Here is a 23,243-nt window from a genome sequence, read left to right on the forward strand (position 1 = left end):
TTATACAATTACATGACACAAATAAATATTATTCGACATAAAACATAAAAATTCCTGCTTAAAATTTTAATTTCCAAGGCATAGGAATAAACAATTTATTAAACTCGTGTATTGCATATCTATCGGTCATACCAGCTATGTAATCACACACTATTCTTTCTAATCCATACACTTGAACTTTTTCATAAAATTCTTTAGGCATAACTTCCGGATGTTTAATATAATATAAAAATAATTGTTTTAATACACTTCGTGCTTTTTCTTCCTCCTTTTTTGCTTCAGAATCTATATAAACATTATCAAACATATATTTTCTAAGCTCCCATGTAGCTTCTCCAACTTCACCAACTAACGCTATTTCTCCATATTTTAAAGCATGCTCGATAACTGCTCTAATCATTGTATTTATTCTTTCTGAATGACCTTTACCTAAAACTTTTATGCATTCCTTTGGAAGGTCATCTAAAGTTAATATACCTGCTCTAATTGCATCATCTATATCATGATTTATATAAGCAATCTTATCTGCTAATTTTACAACTTTGCCTTCATTAGTTTTAGGAATTAAATCACCTGAATGGCACAATATACCATCTCTAACTTCAAAGGTTAAATTAAGCCCTTCTCCTTTTTCAAGATAATCAACAACCCTTAAACTTTGTTCATTATGTTTAAACCCTATGCTGGTAATTTCATTTAAAGCACTTTCACCGGTATGTCCAAAAGGAGTATGGCCAAGGTCATGCCCCAAAGCGATAGCCTCTGTTAAATCTTCATTTAATCTAATAGCTCTTGAAATAGTTCTTGCAATTTGTGCAACTTCAAGGGTATGAGTTAATCTTGTTCTATAATGATCTCCTTCAGGTGCTATAAAAACTTGAGTTTTATGTTTAAGCCTCCTAAAAGCTTTAGAATGTATAATTCTATCCCTATCTCTTTGGAAATCTGTTCTTATACTACATTTCTCTTCTTTCTTTAGCCTACCTTTACTTTTACTGCTTAAAGTAGCTAGAGGTGACAATATTTTTTCTTCCAATTTTTCATATTCTTCTCTTAAATTCATAACACCACCTACTCAAATATTTCTTATTATATATATTCTTCATATTTGTCAAGAAACCTTCTTTTTTATAAAAACTAAAATAGGATTATTTTTTTATTTTTTCTTTTAATATCTTCTTCTTTCTCAACGTTATTCATTATGTCTATTTTTGAATAATTTTATGCAATTTATCTAGCTAAACATAAAATTTTTAAAAAAGTCATATAATTCAAATGTATAAATAATTTGGTGATATTATGAAAAACATTAGTCTTGCTCCAAGAATATTACTAGATAATGATTCTTTAATAGATAAAATATTATCTAACTACAATTTAAAAGTATACTCAATAGAAAACATAAAAATCAAAGAAAGCGATAAAGAAAGAGCCGTATATAAAATAAATACCGATAAAGGCTATAAATGTCTTAAAAAAGTTTACTATGATGAAAAAACTCTCTTGTTTATATATTCAGTAATAGAATGGCTTAATGTGAAAGGCATATTATGTCCAAAACTTATATCTACAAAAAAGGGCTTAAAATATGTAAAATACAACTCCAACATATATATTTTAACAGATTGGATTGATGGGCGTAAGTGCAATTATGATGATATTAATGATATTAAAGATATCTCTGAAAACCTTGCTAAAATACATAGCGCATCTAAAGGATTTTTTGCCATAGAAGGAAGTAAAATATTAATTTCAGACAAGGATTACTTTAAAAGCTATAATAAACATTTTAAACAATTAATAGAATGTGCAAATTCAGCATATAGAATTAAAGACAAATTCTCAAAAATATTTTTAGATAACTTTGATTATTATTTAAACTGTGCAAAAGAAAGCATTTACATCCTATCTAAAATAGATTTTGATAACATGGGAGATGAAATAAGCAATCAAGCTATATGTCATTTAGATTATGTAAATAAAAATTTGATATTTACTCCAGATAATAAACTTTATGTAATAGATTTTGATAAAACAAAGCTAGATTGTCCTGTTCATGATATAAGCAGCTTTTTACACAGAATATTAAAAAGAAAAAAAACAGCTTGGAGCTTTGAAGTATTTGAAGTTGCAATTAATAGTTATGAAAAAATAAGACCTCTTACTACAAATGAATATTTAGCAATATACGCTTTCCTTTTATTTCCTAAAAAACTTTGGAAAGTTTCCAAAGATTATTATAAAAATATAAAATATTGTAATAAATCCGAATATATAAATGAGCTAAAGTCTATTGTAAAATACAGAGAAAACCATGAAGCATTTTGTAATAAACTTAAAGAGCTATTATCAAAAAAAACATAAGGGGGAAATTCCCCCTTTATTTTCTTGGATTTTTAACTTGAGCCTGAGCAGCTGCAAGTCGTGCTATTGGGACTCTATATGGTGAACATGATACATAATCTAACCCAACATTATGACAAAATTCAATGGAAGCAGGATCTCCTCCATGTTCACCGCAAATCCCAAGCTTTAAATCACTCCTTGTTGCTTTTCCAAGTTCAACAGCCATTTTTATGAGCTTACCAACACCATTTATATCAAGCTTAGCAAACGGATCAAATTCAAGTATTTTCTTTTCATAATAATCATTTAAAAACTTTCCAGCATCATCTCGTGAAAAACCAAATGTCATTTGCGTTAGATCATTTGTACCAAATGAGAAAAATTCTGCTTCTTTTGCAATTTCATCTGCAGTTAAAGCTGCCCTTGGAACTTCTATCATAGTTCCTACCTTATATTCTATCTTAACTCCTTCTCTTTCTATTATTTCATTAGCTGTTTTAACTATAATATCTTTTATATATTTTAACTCTTTAAGTTCTCCAACAAGGGGTATCATTATTTCTGGAATTATATCCCATCCAGTTTTTTGTTTAACCTCTATTGCAGCTTCAATTATTGCTCTTGTCTGCATCTTTGCTATTTCTGGGTAGGTTATAGCTAATCTACATCCCCTATGCCCTAGCATTGGATTAAATTCTTTTAAGGCTTCTACCGTTGCTTTTAATTCTTCAAAGGTAATTCCCATATTTTCTGCAACAACTTTTATATCCTTATCTTCATATGGCAAAAATTCATGTAATGGAGGATCAAGAAGTCTTATTGTAACTGGACGTCCTTTCATTGCTTCGTATATACCTATAAAGTCCTGTTTTTGCATAGGTAACAGATTATCTAAAGCTCTTTTTCGTTGCTCACTGTTTTTTGCAACTATCATTTCTCTAACTAAAGATATCCTATCTTCATCAAAAAACATATGCTCTGTTCTACAAAGTCCTATACCTTCCGCTCCAAGCTTAACAGCTTGGTCAGCATCCTTAGGAGTGTCTGCATTAGCTCTAACTTCTAGTTTTCTAATCTCATCTGCCCATTTCATAAATATTTCAAAATATCCCGTCATTTCTGGTTCAACTGTCTTTATTCTTTGTGCATATACATTACCAGTGCTTCCATCTATAGATATATAATCACCCTCATTTATTTTTAACTCTCCTACTAAAAAATACCTATCTTTTTCATTTACTTTTATATCTCCACATCCTACAACACAACATTTTCCCATACCTCTTGCAACCACTGCCGCATGAGAAGTCATGCCACCTCTTGTAGTTAATATACCTTCTGCAACAACCATTCCTTCGATATCCTCCGGAGACGTTTCAACTCTAACAAGAACAACCTTTTCACCTCTTTGAGCTGCTTTTTTTGCATCTTCTGCAGTAAAATAAACCTTACCACATGCAGCTCCTGGTGAGGCAGGAAGACCATGAGCTATTGGTTTTACAAGCTTTAATTCATCTTGGTCAAACATTGGATGCAACAACTGATCTAACTGTTTTGCATCAACCTTAAGCATGGCTTCTTCTTTTGTTATTAATCCCTCATTAACAAGATCGACAGCTATCCTTAAAGCAGCTTGAGCTGTTCTTTTACCGTTTCTTGTTTGTAATAAATAAAATTTTCCTTTTTCTATAGTAAACTCTACATCCTGCATATCTTTATAATGTCTTTCAAGAAGACGCATAGCTTTCTCAAATTCAGCATAAGCTTTAGGCATTAATTCCTTTAGCTTTTCTATACTATGAGGAGTTCTTATGCCCGCAACAACATCTTCTCCTTGGGCATTTACTAAAAACTCCCCAAATATTTTGTTTTCCCCTGTTGCAGGATTTCGCGTAAAGGCCACACCCGTTCCAGAAGTTTCTCCCATATTTCCAAAAACCATCATTTGAATATTTACTGCTGTTCCCCAATCACTTGGAATATCATTTAACTTTCTATAAACAACAGCCCTTGGATTATTCCATGATCTAAAAACTGCTTTGATAGCTTCTAATAGTTGGTACTTAGGATCCTGTGGAAATTCTTCCCCCTTTTCCTGTTTATATAATTGTTTGAATTTTAAGACAACTTCTTTTAAATCTTCAGCTGTCAAGTCTGTATCATATTTAGCATCTCTTTTTTCTTTTATCTCATCTAATATATCTTCAAATTTATTTTTATCTATTTGCATAACAACATCGCCAAACATATATATAAACCTTCTATAGCTGTCATAAGCAAATCTTTCATTTTTAGTTAACTTAGCAAGTCCCTCAACAGTTTCATCGTTTAAACCAAGATTTAAAATTGTATCCATCATCCCAGGCATTGATACTCTTGCCCCTGACCTTACTGACACCAAAAGAGGGTTAGAGGGATCACCGAATTTTTTCCCTGTTATTTTTTCTAACCTACCTAATGCTTCAAATATCTCATTAATTATCTCATCCGCTATTTTTTGATCATCTTTATAATACCTAATACAAGCCTCTGTTGTTACTGTAAAGCCAGGAGGTACAGGAAGACCTATGTTTGTCATTTCAGCAAGATTAGCACCTTTTCCCCCTAAAAGTTCCTTCATTTTAGCATTACCTTCATTAAAAAAATAAACATACTTTTTCTTCATTATTTCCCCCCCTAATATAGCTGCCTTAGGGACGTTGTCCCTTAAATATGTATAACCCCCTAATCTTTACCAAGTTCTACAAAAAGCTTTGTAATTGTAGTTTTTGAGACTTTTCCCGTAATTTTAAACATCTCTTTTCCATCTTCATTCTTAACTTTTTCAACAACAGGTATACTATCAACCTCATGCTCAATAATCTTTCTTGCAGCCTCATACACACTATCATCATCAGTTACAGTTATTATATTAGGCATCCTTGTCATTATAATTCCAACGGGCACTTTATGTATGTCGGTATTACCAAGAGTTACTTTTAAAAAATCCTTCCTTGAAACTGCCCCAGTTAAAAACCCTTTATTTTCAACAAATAAAGTTCCTGTATCATTAATAAAAAGCTGGATTATAGCATCATAAATTGATGTGTTTTCAGAAACTACGGTTGGTTTAGATTTTATTTCTGACACTCTTATTTCTTTTATAGACCTGTATTTAAATGTATCTTCACCTTTTTTAGAATAAACATATCCTACTTTAGGACGTGCCTCCAAAATACCTGTCATAGTTAATATTGTAAGATCAGGCCTTAAAGCTGCACGAGTTAATCCTAGTTTCTCAGCTATTTGCTCGCTTGTTATAGGCTGATATTTCTTTACTATATCGATTATTTCTTCTTGACGTCTTGTCAGCTTAATATAAACCACCTCTTAATAGTAGTTTTATGTCATGTAAATTATAGTTAATTCATACAATAAGTATATTAACAAAAACTAGCCAAAATTCTTAAAGCTAGTTTATAATTATTATTATACAACAAAAATATTTTTGATACAAATATTAAATGAATAAGCCTTTCGGCTTATTCATTTTCCTCATCTTTGTCTATTTGCTGTTTTAAAGAATCTACTACATTTTCAACAACTTCCTTTACATCTTCCTTTACTTCATTAACCTTTTCTTTTATAACATCTTCAACCACTTCTATTCTTCCATCAGGTCTTTCTATCTCTATTTTAACCTTAGATGCTAATGCAGCAACAGCTCCTATTGCTAATAAAGCAGGATTAAATAAGCTTAATGCACCAGCTGCAATACCAGCAGTTACAGGAATATCAACTAAAATTCTGTCGTCCTTTTTAACTTTAATTCTATTTACGTTTCCTTTTCTAATTATTTCTCTTATGGTTTCTATTAAATCGTTGCTAAATTCTGAAATTTGAGCTCCTAACTTTTTTTGATTCTGCTCGATATAAATTAAAGAGTCAATGACATTACCATTGTGTTTTTCAAGGATTTCTTTAGCCTCAGCATAGCTTACACCTGTTCTTTGCCTTAAAATATCTATTTTTTCAAGAGTTATTTCTTCCATACCCATCAACTCCTTTTAAATCTTTTATTAGATTTAAAGATTTTATTTGTCTTTCAACATGATATGAAACATACTTTTCCATAATCACGCTTAAATTTTCAACTAATCTTCTATCATATTTAATATTCCTCAATTCTTCTATTTTTATGTTCCTTATTTTATTTAAAAAATTAATTTCTTCATTTTTAAGCTCAAAAAAATCATTATTAAAATTAACACAATCACTACAAAAAATTCCACCATCTTTTATACTAAAGTATTTCAAATTATTTCTTCTTTTACATTTTATGCAACTATTTACTATAGGTTGAAAACCTGCAAAACTTAATACTTTATACTCAAAAGTTAATTTTATAATATCTAAATCTATATCATCATGATAAAGTAAATACAAAGTCTTTAAAAGAACCCCTAACATATATACATTTTTAACTTCCTTTTCATTTAGGATATCTATAAGTTCAAGAAAATAGCTACCATAAGCAAGTTTATTTAAATCCATTATTATTCTTTGAAAGGATTCTATAATGCTACTTTGTCTTAACGTATATAAATTTTTGCCCTTATAAACTAAAAACCTACTATAACAAAACGGTAAAGTAGAAGAGGCTATCGGACTTTTAGGCCTTCTTGCTCCGTGGGCTACAATATCTATCTTGCCTAATTTATCAGTAAAAACGGTGATGATTTTGTCTGTCTCTCCAAGGGAAATATCCTTTAAAACAACCCCTTGAACGTTAATTAAAGACAAAATCATCACCTCCTACTTTTATTGATATCCTAATGTTTTTAAAACAGAAGGGCTGTCTCTCCAGTCCTTCTTTACCTTAACCCACAGTTCAAGAAAAACTTTGCTGCCTAAAAGCCTTTCTATTTCTAATCTTGCGCTAGTTCCTATTTTCTTAAGCATTTGACCATTTTTTCCTATAATTATTGCTTTGTGGGTCTCCTTTTCACAATAAATAGTAGCACTTATATTAACCATATCCTTATTTTCATCAGGCTTCATTGTAACAACTTCAACTGCAGTTCCATGAGGAACTTCTTCTTTTAAGTTATGTAAAAGCTTTTCACGGATTATTTCAGAAACAATAAATTTTTCTGGTTGATCAGTTATCATATCAGCTGGGAAATATTGGGGTCCCTCAGGAAGCAATGAAACAATTATATTTAATAAAGTATCAGTATTTTCTCCTTTTAATGCTGAAATAGGAACTACTTCTTTAAAATCAAATAGCTTAGAATATGTAGCTATAGTCTTTGCAAGGACTTCTTTAGTTACAGTATCTATTTTATTAATAACTAAAATTACTGGAGTTTTTACATTTGATAATTGATTTATAATGTCCAAATCTCCTTCATTGGGCTGTTCTGACGGGTTTATTAAAAATAAAACTATATCTACTTCATTTAAAGTATCCTTAGCTACCTTTACCATGTATTCTCCAAGCTTTGTTCTAGGTTTGTGTATACCAGGTGTATCTAAAAATATAATTTGATAGTTATCCCTTGTCATTATAGCTTGAATTTTATTTCTTGTTGTTTGAGGTTTGTTTGAAATAATAGATATCTTTTCTCCAAGATAATGATTTAAAAGAGTTGATTTACCTACATTAGGCCTTCCTATGATGGTAACAAATCCTGATTTAAAATTGCTCATTTAAATCCCTCCCTCTATATCTGAAGAGGAAAAAGCATATGGTAGAAGCTCTTTTAACTTATAAACTTTGTATTCTCCCTTCTTATTAGAAACAATTACATCAAATTCCAAACCAAACTCTGATAAAACTTGCCTACAAATTCCACAAGGGAAAGTTAAGTTGTCGCTATCACTTGTTATTGCAATAGCTTTAAATTTTTTATAACCTTCTGAAATAGCTTTAAACAATGCTGTCCTTTCAGCACATACCGTTCCACCATAGGATGCATTTTCCACATTACATCCTGTAAAAACTTTTCCCTCTTCCGTTAAAAGAGCTGCTCCAACTCTAAAATTTGAGTATGGGGCATATGCGTTTTCCTTTGCTTTAATTGCTAATGCAACTAATTCTTCATATTTCACCATTTACATTCCTCCTATAAATATTATAAAAGATTTATACAATTTCGGTAATACCAATTATATCACTAATTTTTATATTGTCAAAGAAATAATTAGACACCTAAAAAGGTGTCTATAAAAGTTTAAATATTATTATTACCATTAAAATGCCTATTATAGCACCAACAGTAACTTCATAAAGTGAATGTATCTTGCCTTCTACTCTACTTTGTGCTACAACAAAAGCTAAAAAGAAAGCTAAAGTTATTATCAATGTATCCTGAGTTAAAAGCGAAATTGCTGTAGCAGCTCCAAAGGATATAGCCGCATGGCCACTAGGCATTCCTCCCCTAAGGGGAGTTCCTCTACCATAAAGTGCTTTTATGATTATTGTAATTATGGTTATTAAAATTAGACAAATAAAAACAACTGTAGGGTCTGATTGTTTTATTTTAAAAATTACAGTATTAGTTACTACCTTTAATCTGTCAAAAAACAACAAGTAACCAACCAAAACAGCCATAACCGCTGAAACCAAAACTGCCCCCGCTGCAACATTTTTAGCTATTTTTGCAAGGGGATGATAATAATTGGCATTTAAATCTATGGTTACTTCTATAGCTGTATTTATCATTTCCAAAACAATAACTAAGGTTATAGTAAAAAATAAAATAAGAATTTCAATTTTACTTAAATCAAAAAACAAACTAGCAAATAAAACTAAAATTGCAATTATAAGATGTATTCTCATATTTCTTTGAGTTTTTATTGAATAAATAATACCTTCTATAGCATGGTTGAAACTATCCGTAAGCTTTTTTATTTTCATAGAAATTCACCCTTACCTTACAAGGCTCATGGACTTTAAAATATCCTCTTCTTTATTTCTCATTACAATTCTTTCTTCTTCTTTTTCATGGTCATAGCCAAGAAGATGTAAAACACTATGAACCGTTAAAAAAGCTATCTCTCTTTCAAAAGAATGTCCATATTCTTTAGATTGTTCTAGAGCCTTTTCCAAAGATAAAACAATATCTCCTAAAAGAACGCAATTAGTCTCTGGATCAAAATCCGTCTTTTCAACTTTATATTTTTCCCTTTTATTAAAATCTATCATAGGGAAGGATAAAACATCTGTCTCTTTATCAATATTTCTATAATCTCTGTTATATTCCCTAATAAGTTCATTATCAACCAAATAAACATTTACTTCATACTTAAAATCAATATTTTCATACCTTATAGCTCTTTCTATAACTTCTTTAATCAAATTTATAATTTCATCTGTAACCTGTATTTTTTGTTGATTATTTTCTATAAATACCACCTTAATCACCTTCTTTTGTAATATCTGGATACTCTATTCTGTTATGAAATATTCCTTGTAAAACATTTATAAAGCTCTTTTTTATATTTAATATATCCTTTAAAGTTAAATTACTCTCATCAAGCTGTCCATCTTCTATTTTATCTTTTATTATTTTATCTACCATATTTTCAATATCCTCCAAGGTAACACTTCCCATAGATCTTACAGCTGCCTCAACACAATCTGCTAACATAACTATAGCAGATTCTTTAGATTTTGGTTTAGGACCAGGATATCTAAATATTTTGTCATCCACATCTTCTCCATTTTGTTTTGCCACAGCATAAAAATATTTTATCAATGTAGTTCCATGATGTTCTTCTATAATTTGTTTTATAACACTTGGCAATTTATATTCATTTGCAAGTTCAATACCATCTTTTACGTGGGCTGAAATAATCATGGCACTTAACTTAGGAGTTAAATTATCATGAGGATTATCATTTATTATTTGATTTTCTTTGAAAAAGTAAGGCCTTTTTATTTTTCCTATATCATGATAATAAGCTCCAACTCTTGCAAGCAATGAGTTTGCTCCTATAGATTCTGCTGCAGCTTCTGCTAAATTTCCAACTAATATACTATGGTGATATGTCCCCGGTGCTTCAAATAATACTTTTTTAAGCAAGGGCTGATTAGGGTTTGAAAGTTCCATAAGCTTAATAGGAGTTACTAAATCAAAAATTTGTTCAAATATAGGCATTATACCTATAGCTAATATAGAGGAAATTAAGCCACCTACAATTCCATAAAGCATATTTAAAAATACTTGAGAAAGTTCTGAACCAGATATCAAACCCAAAGATAGTATAATAAGAGAGTTTATAAAACCTATTAAGATTCCTCCAAGCATTATATTTCTTCTTTCATAAACATCTCTTAAAAATATAGTTCCTATCAACCCTCCAAAAACGTATATAACAAAAACTTCTAAGCTAAAATTTGTCAATATTATTACTATCAAAGAAGATATAATAAAAACGAAAAACGCAAGTTCATACTCAAACACCATTGTTAAAACTATAGGCATAAAAGCAACTGGAATTAAAAACTTAGATATAACATTGGTAGCAGAAACAAAAAGCATGTTAAGACAGATAAGAATAAATATCAAAATAAAATAACTTATATTTTTATAAACATTACTTTTATATTTAAACAAATACAAAACAATCAAAAACTCAGATAACAAAATAATAGATATCAAACTTATATAATTACCAACATCGGTTTTAGAATTATTTTTTAAAACCCCTGCTTTATTTAATAAGTATATATGTGCAGAATTAATTACCTGCCCTTTAGATACTATAACTTGATTTTTTCTAACATAAACAGGCTCTACCTGTTTTTTTACAAGTTCTTGAAGCTCGTTAGTCTTTTTAATATCTATAAACATGTTAGGTTTGATAAAATTAGGGGCTAGCTTAATCATTATATCCTTAAGGTTATTATCTAAATTAGCTGCCTGAATCCTCTGTTTATAAAAATCTAAAGCTTTATTAAAAGATTCCTCATCATTTTGAAGTATTTCAAACTTTGATAAATCATTTAATATCCCACTTAATAAATCGCTCAACTTAACTAAAGTCGAATAATCTTGCTTTAAAAGATAAACAATGTCTTTATCTTCAATATTTAAAGTAAAAGTGTTTTCTATTTTCTTAACTTTATCAGAAATACTTTCACTGCTTGACTGCTGTTCTAATAAAAAATTAAAAAACTGCTTAGCTTTATTAATTGCATCCTTTTGCATGTCATCGCTTTTAGAATACTGCAAAGGAACATTTGAAATAGCCATCTGCATTTTTTCTTTTGTGGCAATTTCATCTATAAAATCACGAGGAGATTTTATATCAACAGGAGATATTTGACCTTCTTTTAGATCATATTTTTGTGGTATAACATTTTTTATACCCAAAAGCAATAATACTAAAAAAGTAATAAGTAATATGAGAAATCTTTGAAATCTAAAATTTTTTAGTATCTTTTGTAAAGCATTCATGCAATCACCTTTTTTCATTATCATATTTATCATAAGCTTTTATTATCTCAGTAACTAACTTATGCCTTACAACATCCTTATGGGTAAGATATACAAATTGTATTCCATCTATCCCCTTTAATACATTAGTCACATGCTTTAATCCAGACATTTTGTCTGGCGACAAATCTATTTGAGTTAAGTCTCCTGTAACAACTATTCTTGAACCATATCCAAATCTTGTTAAAAACATTTTCATCTGTTCTGGAGTTGTATTTTGTGCTTCATCAAGTATTATAAAACAATCATCTAAAGTTCTTCCACGCATATATGCTAAAGGAGCTACTTCAATTATTCCATTTTCCATATATTTCTGAAAAGTATCTACGCCTAGTATATCATATAAAGCATCATACAAGGGCCTTAAGTAAGGATTTATTTTTTCTTGTAAATCTCCAGGTAAAAATCCAAGCTTTTCACCAGCCTCTACAGCAGGACGAGTTAAAATAATTCGCCCAACTCTTTTTTCCTTTAAAAACTTAACTGCCATAGCAATTGCTAAATATGTCTTACCTGTACCTGCAGGTCCTATTCCGAATACTATTTCGTTTTTCTTTATAGCTTCAACATATTCCTTTTGACCAAAAGTTTTACATTTTACATATTTTCCTCTTGCTGTAACAATAATAACATCTTCAAGTATTTTTTCAACATCATTTGGTGCATCCTCTAATACAAGACCTATTATATAATTTACAGTGTGTAAATTTATAATCTCTCCTCGTTTTGCTATATCAAGTAGTTTTAATATAGTTTTAGTTGCAAGTTCAATATTTCCTAAACCTGTTATTTTTATTTCAGTTCCTCTATTAATTATATTAACATTAAAAGTTTGCTCAATTATTTTTATATTTTCATCAAATTTACCAAAAAGATTCATAATATGATCCATATTTTCTACCGGAATTCTATTTTCCACCTGCAATTGAACCTCCATTCTATTTTATTTCTACCTCTTTTGATATTTTTTCTTCAATTACAACCAATTTTCTTATTCTAACTTTATCCTTTGTAATTATTTTATCATACTTTTCATCTAATATCTTTACTCCCTTTGGTAAAATAGTTGAAAATTCCTTATCAATCTCTTTAAGTGCCATTTCTAATGCCTCATTATAGGATAATTTTTTATTTTTTTCAACTTTTTCATAATAATGCTCTGTAACCTTTACAATAGGTAACTTAATCCCAAATACCTTTACATTTTCTTTATTTATTATTTTATCATAAAGTGTAAAATTATTAACTACAGGTTTTAAATCTATAATCTTATTATTAGGTAAAATAAAATAAACCTTTTTAACTTCTCTTCCTGTTCTTTCAAAATACTTATAATTTAAATAAAATTCCTTAATTGATTCATACCATGTCCTTGCATAAACTTCTCCTAAAGCCCTTGTGACTTCTAGTGGAATATTTTGTGAATCTGTAATTATTCCAGAAATTAAAACCTGTCCTTTTTTTACATAATCTCCTTCCCTTACAATTTTTTGTCCCTTTAAAGCAATTACTTTTGTAATAATACCGTCTTTTTCAGCTACTATATTCATAGGTTTTTCGGTATCTATTATGGTAGGTGGCATAGTTCTTTCAACTACTTCTACTTTTGCCTTTGTTCCATCTAAAGTTATTGTTATTATTGAAATCTCTTTTATATCCTTTAAAACACTATTTTCTATATCCCTTAAATTAAGTTTTTTCTTATACGCTCCAATTTTTAGTCCCGATTTACTAAGGGATTTTAAAATTAAACTTTCATTAAGATATTTGTTTCCACTTATTTGTATGCTCCATATTATATTTGAAAAAATATAAATTAAAGAAGAAAAACACATCAAACCAACTATAAAAAATATTCTTCTATGAAGCTTTTTAAATAAAAAAATAGGCCCTTTTTTATTTAAAATTTTTACTCTACAATTTGTTTTTTTAGCAATTTTTCTAATCATTTTGAAATCCTTATCATACATATTAAATTTAATATTTGTAAAACTTATCCTTTTAACATTCCAAAGACTTATTCCACTTTCTACAGCTAAGTTAATAAATTTTTCTAACTGCAATCCTTCTATTTCAACAGTTATATAATTTTTTGTCATACCCCCAGCCCCTTGATTACTTGATATATTCAATAACTTCAATCTTTCCTAATAACTCTATTTCATCTTGAGTTATAGATTTTATAATAAAATCACTTCCCTTTATGTTTATAATTCCTATATTACTATCTACTCTTACTACATTCTTGCCATACTCTATTATTCCTTTATGATTTTCTATAATTATTTCACTATCTCCAACCACTTTTAAAGATGGAACATTCATAACTATTTCCTGAGGTATATCTAAAGCATCAGAAAGTCTTCGCTTTAAATCCATAGTTATTCTCCTTAAAATTAGTCCCATTAAATTTTATGATTAAACATACAAATTTATTTTTCAAAAAACTAAAAGACCCGCAAATGCGGGTCATTATTTCACTGTAAGAACTTTTTAACCATTTCACTAACTAATTTACCATCTGCTCTTCCTTTAACCTTTGGAGCTACAATAGCCATTACTTTTCCCATATCCTTGATGCTATTTGCTCCTACCTCATCAACAGCACTTCTAATTATTTCAGCAATTTCATCTTCAGTAAGCTGCTGAGGAAGGTATTCAAGCAAAATCTCTATTTCCTTCTGAACCTGCTCAGCAAGATCTTGCCTGTTCCCCTTTTTAAATTCTTCAAGAGATTCTTTTCTTTTCTTAACTTCCCTTGACAAAACAGCAATCACTTGTTCATCATCAAGGGCTTTACCATTAGTTTTTTCATCATAAAGTATAGCAGCTTTAGCCATATTTAAAACGCTTGCTCTAAAGCTATCTTTAGCCTTCATGGCATTTTTCCAATCTTCTTGAATTCTTTCTTTGAGTGACATAATCACCCTTCTTTCATTATTTATGCTTTCTCTTACGAGCAGCTTGTGACTTCTTTTTGCGCCTTACACTTGGGCTTTCATAGTGTTCTCTTTTTCTGATTTCAGCAAGAACACCTGCAGCCGCACACTTTCTCTTAAATCTTCTAAGAGCGCTATCTAGTGATTCGTTCTCGCCAACTCTTATTTCTGACACCTTTCTCCCTCCCTCCGCTTAACATAATAACCCGTGCTGTGATGATGGATGCAAATAGCACATAACCATTATATATCAACAAAGTAAATTTTGTCAATCTAAAATTACATCAACCTGGTGGCCACTGCATATCTCTTCCACCTAACAAATGGAAATGAATATGCATTACTGTTTGTCCTCCAGCTCTACCGCAATTATTTACTATTCTAAACCCATCTTTATCTATTCCAAGGTCCTTTGAAAGTTTCTTTGCTACAGAAAAAATATGCCCAATAATGTTAAAATCTTCACCATTTAAGTCCATCGCTGATTCTATATGTTTTTTAGGAACTATTAAAACATGAACTGGAGCAACAGGATTTATATCTTTAAATGCAACAACTTTATCATCTTCATATACTATATCTGACTTTATTATTCCATTAACTATCTTACAAAATATGCAGTCCATCATTTCACCTCCTTTAAAACACCTATTGCCTTATTTTCCCTATTATCTATTATTTTAACATCTAATATTTGTCCTGACAAATCTTTTTCTGAAGCCACTCCAACTCTTATATAATTCTTAGTATATCCCCAATAATATCCATCAGAATATTCTTCAAATAAAACATCCATAACTTTTCCTACATGTTTTTCTATAAACTCTGTTTCTAATATCTTGTCAAGTTCTATAAGTCTTTTACTTCTTTCCTCCTTTATAAACTCAGGAACTTGCTCTTTAAACGATGCTGCTTTAGTTCCCTTTCTTGGGCTATATTTAAATATATGCATTTTAGCAAGTCTTATTTCCTTTAAAAATTGATAAGTTTTTTCAAACTCTTCTTCAGTTTCACCTGGAAATCCAACTATAATATCAGTAGTTATAGAAACATCATCAAAAGCATCCCTTAAATTATTAACTATTTGTCTGTAATCACTTGTTGTATAATGTCTATTCATTCTTTTCAAAGTTTCATCACAACCGCTTTGCAAAGACAAATGAAAATGGTGGCAAAACTTTGTTATTGATTTTAATCTTTCAATAGATCTTTCTGTAAAAAAAGTAGGATCAACTGAACCTATTCTAATCCTTTCAATTCCATCAATCTTAGATACCATATCAATTATATCAATTAAATCTATACCTTTTAAATCTTTACCATAAGAAGCTACATGTATACCAGATAATATAACCTCTTTATACCCATTTTCAGCAAGCTTCTTAACTTCAGTTAAAATATTTTCAGGATCTCTACTTCTTACAGGACCTCTTGCATAAGGAATTAGACAATAAGAACAAAACTTATCACAACCATCTTGTATTTTTAAAAACGCTCTAGTTTTATCCTGATATTCATCTATCTCTAGCTCTTCAAACTCTCTTATACTCATTACATTCTCAACGTGTTTAATTTTTTTCTTATTTTTTAAAAACTCCTCTACAAATTCTACTATTTTCCCCTTATCTTTAGTGCCAATTATTATATCAACATCTTCAATTTTTTCAACTTCATCTGGAGCAACCTGTGCATAACATCCCACAGCTACAACCACAGCATCCTTGTTTTTCTTTTTAGCCCTTCTTAGCATTTGTCTTGATTTTCTATCCCCCACGTTAGTTACAGTACAAGTATTTATAACATAAACATCTGCAAAATCATCAAAATCTACAACTTCATAACCATTTTTTATAAATTTTTCAGCCATAGCTTCAGTTTCATATGTATTAACTCTACATCCCAATGTATAAAACGCAACTTTTCTCATATTTCTCCTCCTAAGTCCCCTAATTCATATAAAACCAATGCTGATGTTATAAAACCTGCAGTTTCTGTTCTTAAAATTCTTGGTCCTAATGTTACAGGAATAGCTCCATTATCTAAACAGTATTCTATTTCCTTATCTTCAAATCCTCCTTCTGGACCTATAAAAATTGCAACGTCTTTAATATCATTTCTTTCTCTTAATTTTTTTATTCCTCGCAATCTTTCTTTTTCATATGGAACTATAATTAAATCATTTTGTTTCATATCTTCAATTGCTTCTTTAAAATCCATTATATTATCAACCTTTGGAATAATTCCTCTATTGCTTTGTTTGGCTGCTTCGTAAGCAATACGTTGCCATCTTTCTAATTTGTTTTTCAAATCTTTTCCTTCTGTTTTTACTACAACTCTTTTAGTCATAACAGGAACAATCCTTACAACCCCTACTTCAACACACTTTTGAACAATTAAATCCATTTTTTGAGCCTTAGGAAGCCCTTGATAAAGTGTTATATTTATAGGTGGTTCACTTTGATTTTTAAAAGATTCAATTATATTACATATAACTTCCTTTTTATCACTGGAAGTAATCTCACAAATATACTCATTACCGTTTCCGTCACAAACTTGTATCTTATCACCTTTTCTAAGCCTTAAAACTTTAACTATATGGTCAACATCTTCCCCTGTTATATAAATGTTAGGATAATCTATTTTTTCAGGTAAAACAAAAAACTTATGCATACCTCATCCCCTTTACAAATTTTTTGCAACAATTCCTATCCATTCTCCCATTTCTTTAACCTCAATAATCTCAAAATTGTTTTTTCCAAGTTCATTTAAAACATCCATCTTTCTATCCTGAATTATTCCAGATATTATAAACAAGCCACCATCTTTAAGAAATTTTTTAGCTGAAGAGGTCATCTTTATAATAATATCAGCAATTATATTGGCAACAATAATATCTGCTTTGTCATCCAGAACATCTGTTAAATTCCCATGCCTTATTTCGACATTTTTAACTTTATTATATTCAACATTTTCTCTTGCTGCATCTACCGCTACCTCATCTATATCAACACCAATTACCTTTTCAGCTCCTAACTTGGCTGCAGCAATAGAAAGAATTCCAGAACCCGTTCCTATATCATAGACAACTTCTCCACCTTTTATATACTTCTCAAGAAGTTCTAAGCATAAAATAGTAGTCTCATGGGTTCCTGTCCCAAATGCCATTCCTGGATCCAACTCAATTACTATATCTCCTTCTTTTTCAACATATTTTTCCCATCTAGGTTTTATAACTAACCTTTGACCTACCTTTGTAACTTTATAATATTTTTTCCATGAATTAGCCCAATCTTCTTCATATACAGCATTAACAAGTATCCTTCCTTCTCCAAGGTCAAATCCTTCATTCTTTAACTCATCAATCTTCTCTTCAATATACTTAATAATATTACCTACGTTATCCTCATCACTAAAATATCCTTTTATAACAGCTGCCTTTTCTCCATGTTCTAATAACTTCATATCAACATAATCCCAACCTGGAGTTTTTTGTTTTTCTAAAATATCATTTGGATCCTCTATGACTACTCCTTTAACATTTAAAGAATAGAATATGGCACTTACCATTTCTATAGCTGATGGACTTGTAACAACCTTTATCTCTATCCATTTTCCCTTCATAAAATCAACTCCTTTTTCAATTCATCAAGCAATATATTAATTCAAATATAAAATAACTGCAAGTACAATATAAAGTCCCTGTTTCCAGGGACTCATACTCCAAATGCATCCTTAAATTTATCTACAAAGGATTTTTTATGCTCTGAGACGGTTTCTCCAAATTCCTCAGCAAGCTTTTTTAACAATTCCCTCTGACGCTCTGTTAACTTCTTTGGAACTTCAACTTTAATTTCAAAATACAAATCTCCTCTTGAATTGCTTCTAAGTTTTGGAATACCCTTCCCTTTAAGCCTTATTATAGTTCCCGGCTGAGTTCCTTCTGGTAAATTATATTTTTCCTCTCCTTCTAAAGTTGGAACAGTAATCTCTCCACCTAATGCTGCCTTCGTTATACTAACAGGAATAGTACAGTATATATCGCTACCTTGTCTTTTAAATATCTTATGAGGCTTTACATTAATATGAAGATATAAATCCCCTGGAGGACCACCTCTAACACCTGGTTCTCCTTCCCCTCTTAATGGAATAGTCATTCCATTATCAACACCTGCTGGTATATTAACTGTAATGATTTTCTTTTTTCTAACCTTTCCTCTTCCACTACATACAGAACATGGAGTATCTATAATCTTTCCTTCACCACGGCATTTGTCACAAGTTGTTATACTTACAAAACTACCAAAAGGGGTTCTTCTTTCAATTTTCATTTGTCCTGTTCCATGACATCTATCACAAGTTCTTGGAGAAGTTCCAGGCTTAGCACCTGTTCCATTACAAATATCACAAGTTTCATATCTAAAAATCTCTATATCCTTTTTAGCTCCAAAAGCAGCTTCTTCAAAAGAAAGATTTAAAGTATACTCTATATCAGCTCCTCTTTGTGGACCACTTTTTTGTTTTTTAGAAGTGCCAAAAAAGTCTCCAAATATGTCTCCAAATATATCTGAAAAACCTCCAAAACCTTCAAAGCCACCAAAACCACCAAAATTAGAAAAATCAAAACCTTGGCCTGAAAAATCAGTTGTTCCAAACTGATCATACTGAGCCCTCTTTTGAGGGTCTGAAAGAACTTGATAAGCTTCATTTATTTCCTTAAACTTTTCCTCAGCTTCTTTGTTACCAGGATTTCTATCTGGATGGTATTGCAGTGCAAGTTTTCTAAAGGCTTTTTTTATTTCCTCATCTGTTGCATTTCTATCTACTCCAAGTATAGCATAATAATCCTTTGGCATCTGTTTCACCACCTTTCACATAGAGAAAAGAGGGATTAAAATCCCTCTTATTTACCGTCCTTAACATCATAGTCAACCTTTATATCATCGTTTGGTCCTTGTTGATTGAAGCCTCCTTGGTTAGATCCTTGGTTAAATTGAGAATATATTCTTGATGAAATTTCATAGAAAGATTGAGTTAATTCTTCTGAAGCAGCCTTTATAGCATTCACATCTGTTCCGTTTAACGCATCTTTTAGCTTCTTAATCTTTTCTTGTATCTTGGATTTTTCAGCCTCAGTTAACTTATCTCCAAGATCTTTCATAGTCTTTTCTGTTTGATAAATCAATGAATCTGCATTGTTTCTTATTTCAATCTCTTCTTTTCTCTTCCTATCTTCTTCTGCATACTTTTCAGCTTCTTTTATTGCCCTTTCAACTTCTTCATCTGTTAAGTGAGTTGATGCAGTTATTGTAATCTTTGCATCCTTTCCTGTTCCTAAATCCTTAGCTGATACATTTAATATACCATTTGCATCTATGTCAAAAGTAACTTCAATTTGTGGAACTCCACGTGGTGCTGGTGGAATACCTGATAAAGTAAATCTACCAAGGGTTTTGTTGTCTTTAGCCATTGGCCTTTCGCCCTGTAGAACATGTATTTCAACAGAAGTTTGACCATCTGCAGCTGTTGAGAATATTTGGCTTTTTCTTGTTGGTATAGTAGTATTTCTTGGTATAAGAACTGTAAATACTCCTCCTAATGTTTCTATACCAAGGGATAATGGAGTAACGTCAAGAAGCAATAAATCTTTTATCTCTCCTGTTAATACTCCAGCCTGAATAGCAGCTCCAATTGCAACAGCTTCATCTGGATTTATTCCTTTAGTTGGTTCTTTTCCTGTAAAGTTTCTTACAGCTTCTTGAATTGCTGGTATTCTTGTTGAACCACCAACTAATATAACCTTATCTATATCATTAATTGTAAGTCCTGCATCCTTTAAAGCATTTCTCATAGGTTCAATAGTTGCTTCAACAAGGTCTGCTGTTAATTCATTAAATTTCGCCCTTGTTAAAGTCATATTTATATGTTTTGGACCTGTAGCATCAGCAGTTATAAATGGAAGATTTATTTCAGTTTGAAGCATTGATGATAATTCTATTTTTGCTTTTTCTGCAGCCTCTTTTAATCTTTGGAGAGCCATCTTATCATTTCTTAAATCTATACCTGTTTCAGCTTTGAATGTATCCATTATATAATCCATTATTCTTTGGTCAAAGTCATCTCCACCAAGATGAGTATTTCCATTTGTTGCTTTAACTTCAAATACACCATCGCCTATTTCAAGAATTGATACGTCAAAAGTTCCTCCACCAAGGTCATAAACTAATATCTTTTGATTTTTATCCATTTTATCAAGACCATATGCTAAAGCCGCTGCTGTAGGTTCGTTTATAATTCTTAAAACTTCAAGTCCTGCTATTTTTCCTGCATTTTTAGTTGCTTGTCTTTGGCTATCATTAAAATATGCAGGAACTGTAATAACTGCCTGTGTAACTGGTTCTCCAAGGTAAGCTTCAGCATCAGCCTTTAGCTTCATAAGAATCATTGCTGATATTTCTTCTGGACTATATTCTTTATCATCAATCTTTACCCTATAATTTGTTCCCATATGTCTTTTAATTGATATAACTGTTCTTTCTGGATTAGTTATTGCTTGTCTTTTTGCAACTTGACCTACTATTCTTTCTCCATTTGGTTTAAAACCTACAACAGATGGCGTAGTTCTTGCCCCTTCAGAGTTTGGTATAACAACAGGTTCTCCACCAATCATGACAGCAACACATGAATTGGTAGTTCCTAAGTCAATTCCTATAACCTTACCCATAACTCATCCTCCCTTTCTTAATTTGCTACCTTAACAAGACTGTGTCTTATTATTTTATCTTTATATTTATATCCTTTTTGAAAAACTTCAATAACAACATTTTCATCAAAGTTTTCATCTTGAACATGCATTATTGCATTATGAAAATGGGGGTCAAATTTTTCTCCCTCTGCTTTGATTTCCTCAACTCCCATTTTTTGCAAAGTATCTTTGAATAACTTTAAAGTCATTTGTATTCCTTCTGTTAATGGATTAGAATCACCTTCAACATGAACCATCGCTCTTTCAAGATTATCAAGTATAGGTAAAAGTTCTCTTACAGCATCTACAAAACCATCTGTATATATAGTTTCCTTTTCTTTTTGAGTTCTTTTTCTAAAATTATCAAAATCAGCCATAGTCCTTTTTAGTAAATCAATATAACTTTGGCATTCATTTTCTTTTTCTAAAAGTTTTTGTTTTAATTCTTCAATTTGCTTATCCTTTTCATCAATTTCTACTTTTGTGTTATTTTCCGTAGATTCATCAACTGATTTTTCTTCACTAATTTCTTCTATTTCAATAACATCATTTTCAATATTTTGTTCTTCTTTTTCATTTAAGTTTTGGTCATTTGCCATAAAGCCACCACCTTTTAAAATGAGTTTCTTAAAATTTCATTAAGGTTATCTGCTATAAATTTTAACATTCCTATTACTTTTGAATAATCCATTCTTGTTGGACCAATAACACCTATGGTTCCAACCACTTTATTTCCTATCATATATGAAGCCCTTATTACGCTACAATCTTTAACATTTTCATTATTATTTTCTTTTCCAATAGAAACTTTTAAAGTTTCTCCATCATCTGAAAAAATATCTATTAAAGTTTCTTTTCTTTCTAAAAGAGCTAAAAAGTTTCTAGCTTTATTAATATCATTGTATTCAGGATATTTAAAAATATTTGTTGCTCCTTCTAAGTAAACTTCACAATCTACAGATTTTAAAGAATCGTATAAAACCGGAATTATAGCATTTAAAATTTCGTTGTATCCTCCAAGTTCCATTAAAATCTGGTTAATCACACATAAATCTATCTGTTCAACTGTAAGATTTTTAAGCTTATCATTAAGCATATTATTTATTTTTAATAACATATCCTGTTCTATTTTTCTAGGAAGCTTAATTAAAACATGTCTTATAATTGCCGTATCAGTGACAACTATTGCTAATACCTCATTATCATTAACCTGAACAAGTTGGATTGATTTTACTGCACTTTTTTTTACTGAAGGAGTTAAAACTGCAGCAGTATATTTAGTAACTTCAGATAACAATTTAGTCGTTCTTCTTATTATATTATCTATTTCACACATAGTTGCAAATTGAAGGATTTTCTTTATTTCTGCAGCTTCTTCGGGAGATGGGCTTTTTATATTTATCAACTTGTCAACGTAATATCTATATCCTTTATCTGAAGGTATTCTTCCAGCTGAAGTATGAGGCTGTTCTAAGTAACCTAACTCTTCTAAGTCAGCCATTTCATTTCTTATGGTGGCGGAGCTTATCCCCATTTCGTATTTCTTAGCTATCGTCCTTGATCCAACAGGTTCTGCTGTTTCAATGTAGTCATCAACTATAGCCTTTAGTATATACCTTTTTCTTTCTCCTAATTCCATGCTCCCACCTCCTTCCTTATTAGCACTCTATTAAAGTGAGTGCTAACCCTAAGATAAAAAATAGCACTATCATTACAATTTGTCAATATATT

The 23,243-nt window shown here is 30.4% G+C and carries 24 protein-coding genes; 1 reads left to right on the plus strand and 23 read right to left on the minus strand.

Annotation, left to right across the window (positions count from 1 at the left end; all coding sequences use genetic code 11):
- Positions 1–58 precede the first annotated feature (58 nt).
- On the minus strand, positions 59–1,063 hold the full coding sequence (locus tag C4R78_RS04320) for a deoxyguanosinetriphosphate triphosphohydrolase (RefSeq protein WP_103895873.1): 1,005 nt from the start codon (positions 1,061–1,063) through the stop codon (positions 59–61).
- Between the two features lie 236 nt (positions 1,064–1,299).
- Here C4R78_RS04320 and C4R78_RS04325 point away from each other — a divergent pair, with 236 nt between their 5' ends.
- Positions 1,300–2,364: a CotS family spore coat protein gene (locus C4R78_RS04325; protein WP_103895874.1), complete on the plus strand. Its 1,065-nt coding sequence runs from the start codon at positions 1,300–1,302 to the stop codon at positions 2,362–2,364.
- Between the two features lie 16 nt (positions 2,365–2,380).
- On the opposite strand, the gene ppdK is transcribed toward C4R78_RS04325, so the two are convergent.
- From ppdK to hrcA, 22 genes are all read right to left on the minus strand, one after another.
- On the minus strand, positions 2,381–5,014 hold the full coding sequence (ppdK, locus tag C4R78_RS04330; RefSeq protein ID WP_207654274.1) for a pyruvate, phosphate dikinase: 2,634 nt from the start codon (positions 5,012–5,014) through the stop codon (positions 2,381–2,383).
- A gap of 56 nt (positions 5,015–5,070) precedes the next feature.
- Positions 5,071–5,703 carry a transcriptional regulator CcpN gene (gene ccpN, locus C4R78_RS04335; RefSeq protein ID WP_207654275.1) on the minus strand — a complete coding sequence of 211 codons (633 nt, stop codon included), beginning with the start codon at positions 5,701–5,703 and terminating at the stop codon, positions 5,071–5,073.
- Positions 5,704–5,867: 164 nt separating this feature from the next.
- Positions 5,868–6,377 carry a DUF4342 domain-containing protein gene (locus C4R78_RS04340; protein WP_103895877.1) on the minus strand — a complete coding sequence of 170 codons (510 nt, stop codon included), beginning with the start codon at positions 6,375–6,377 and terminating at the stop codon, positions 5,868–5,870.
- Entirely contained in the window at positions 6,358–7,128 is a 771-nt protein-coding gene (gene recO / locus C4R78_RS04345) for a DNA repair protein RecO (RefSeq protein ID WP_159945806.1), read from the minus strand. The genes C4R78_RS04340 and recO overlap by 20 nt, the downstream gene beginning before the upstream one ends.
- Before the next feature lie 18 nt (positions 7,129–7,146).
- Complete coding sequence (era, locus tag C4R78_RS04350; RefSeq protein WP_103895879.1) at positions 7,147–8,037, minus strand: GTPase Era; 891 nt, start codon at positions 8,035–8,037, stop codon at positions 7,147–7,149.
- The gene (gene cdd, locus C4R78_RS04355; RefSeq protein ID WP_103895916.1) at positions 8,038–8,439 is read right to left on the minus strand and encodes a cytidine deaminase; all 402 of its coding nucleotides are present in this window, start codon (positions 8,437–8,439) and stop codon (positions 8,038–8,040) included.
- 112 nt (positions 8,440–8,551) lie between these two features.
- Positions 8,552–9,247, minus strand: a complete 696-nt coding sequence (locus tag C4R78_RS04360) for a diacylglycerol kinase (RefSeq protein ID WP_103895880.1) — start codon at positions 9,245–9,247, stop codon at positions 8,552–8,554.
- Between the two features lie 12 nt (positions 9,248–9,259).
- A complete protein-coding gene (gene ybeY, locus C4R78_RS04365; protein ID WP_103895881.1) occupies positions 9,260–9,745 on the minus strand; it encodes an rRNA maturation RNase YbeY in 486 nt (161 codons plus the stop codon).
- Between the two features lies 1 nt (position 9,746).
- Positions 9,747–11,825, minus strand: coding sequence for an HD family phosphohydrolase (locus C4R78_RS04370; protein WP_103895882.1), 2,079 nt, complete (start codon positions 11,823–11,825; stop codon positions 9,747–9,749).
- Entirely contained in the window at positions 11,797–12,768 is a 972-nt protein-coding gene (locus C4R78_RS04375) for a PhoH family protein (RefSeq protein ID WP_103895883.1), read from the minus strand. The genes C4R78_RS04370 and C4R78_RS04375 overlap by 29 nt, the downstream gene beginning before the upstream one ends.
- Before the next feature lies 1 nt (position 12,769).
- Complete coding sequence (gene yqfD / locus C4R78_RS04380) at positions 12,770–13,930, minus strand: sporulation protein YqfD (RefSeq protein WP_103895884.1); 1,161 nt, start codon at positions 13,928–13,930, stop codon at positions 12,770–12,772.
- 16 nt (positions 13,931–13,946) lie between these two features.
- A complete protein-coding gene (gene yqfC, locus C4R78_RS04385; protein ID WP_103895885.1) occupies positions 13,947–14,210 on the minus strand; it encodes a sporulation protein YqfC in 264 nt (87 codons plus the stop codon).
- Between the two features lie 98 nt (positions 14,211–14,308).
- Positions 14,309–14,752, minus strand: a complete 444-nt coding sequence (locus C4R78_RS04390; RefSeq protein ID WP_103895886.1) for a GatB/YqeY domain-containing protein — start codon at positions 14,750–14,752, stop codon at positions 14,309–14,311.
- 16 nt (positions 14,753–14,768) lie between these two features.
- A complete protein-coding gene (rpsU, locus tag C4R78_RS04395; protein WP_008907865.1) occupies positions 14,769–14,945 on the minus strand; it encodes a 30S ribosomal protein S21 in 177 nt (58 codons plus the stop codon).
- Between the two features lie 109 nt (positions 14,946–15,054).
- Positions 15,055–15,399: a histidine triad nucleotide-binding protein gene (locus C4R78_RS04400; RefSeq protein WP_103895887.1), complete on the minus strand. Its 345-nt coding sequence runs from the start codon at positions 15,397–15,399 to the stop codon at positions 15,055–15,057.
- The gene (gene mtaB, locus C4R78_RS04405) at positions 15,396–16,697 is read right to left on the minus strand and encodes a tRNA (N(6)-L-threonylcarbamoyladenosine(37)-C(2))-methylthiotransferase MtaB (RefSeq protein WP_103895888.1); all 1,302 of its coding nucleotides are present in this window, start codon (positions 16,695–16,697) and stop codon (positions 15,396–15,398) included. The genes C4R78_RS04400 and mtaB overlap by 4 nt, the downstream gene beginning before the upstream one ends.
- Positions 16,694–17,440 (minus strand): 16S rRNA (uracil(1498)-N(3))-methyltransferase, encoded by a 747-nt coding sequence (locus C4R78_RS04410; RefSeq protein ID WP_103895889.1) that lies wholly within the window; start codon positions 17,438–17,440, stop codon positions 16,694–16,696. The genes mtaB and C4R78_RS04410 overlap by 4 nt, the downstream gene beginning before the upstream one ends.
- A gap of 12 nt (positions 17,441–17,452) precedes the next feature.
- Positions 17,453–18,391 carry a 50S ribosomal protein L11 methyltransferase gene (prmA, locus tag C4R78_RS04415; RefSeq protein ID WP_103895890.1) on the minus strand — a complete coding sequence of 313 codons (939 nt, stop codon included), beginning with the start codon at positions 18,389–18,391 and terminating at the stop codon, positions 17,453–17,455.
- Positions 18,392–18,483: 92 nt separating this feature from the next.
- Positions 18,484–19,623, minus strand: a complete 1,140-nt coding sequence (dnaJ, locus tag C4R78_RS04420; protein WP_103895891.1) for a molecular chaperone DnaJ — start codon at positions 19,621–19,623, stop codon at positions 18,484–18,486.
- A 47-nt stretch (positions 19,624–19,670) separates the two neighbouring features.
- Positions 19,671–21,491: a molecular chaperone DnaK gene (dnaK, locus tag C4R78_RS04425; RefSeq protein ID WP_103895892.1), complete on the minus strand. Its 1,821-nt coding sequence runs from the start codon at positions 21,489–21,491 to the stop codon at positions 19,671–19,673.
- Between the two features lie 17 nt (positions 21,492–21,508).
- Positions 21,509–22,111 (minus strand): nucleotide exchange factor GrpE, encoded by a 603-nt coding sequence (grpE, locus tag C4R78_RS04430; RefSeq protein ID WP_103895893.1) that lies wholly within the window; start codon positions 22,109–22,111, stop codon positions 21,509–21,511.
- 14 nt (positions 22,112–22,125) lie between these two features.
- A complete protein-coding gene (hrcA, locus tag C4R78_RS04435; protein ID WP_103895894.1) occupies positions 22,126–23,151 on the minus strand; it encodes a heat-inducible transcriptional repressor HrcA in 1,026 nt (341 codons plus the stop codon).
- Between the last annotated feature and the right edge of the window lie 92 nt (positions 23,152–23,243).

It is taken from the genome of Caloramator fervidus, from assembly GCF_900108045.1.
Lineage (GTDB): Bacteria > Bacillota > Clostridia > Clostridiales > Caloramatoraceae > Caloramator > Caloramator fervidus.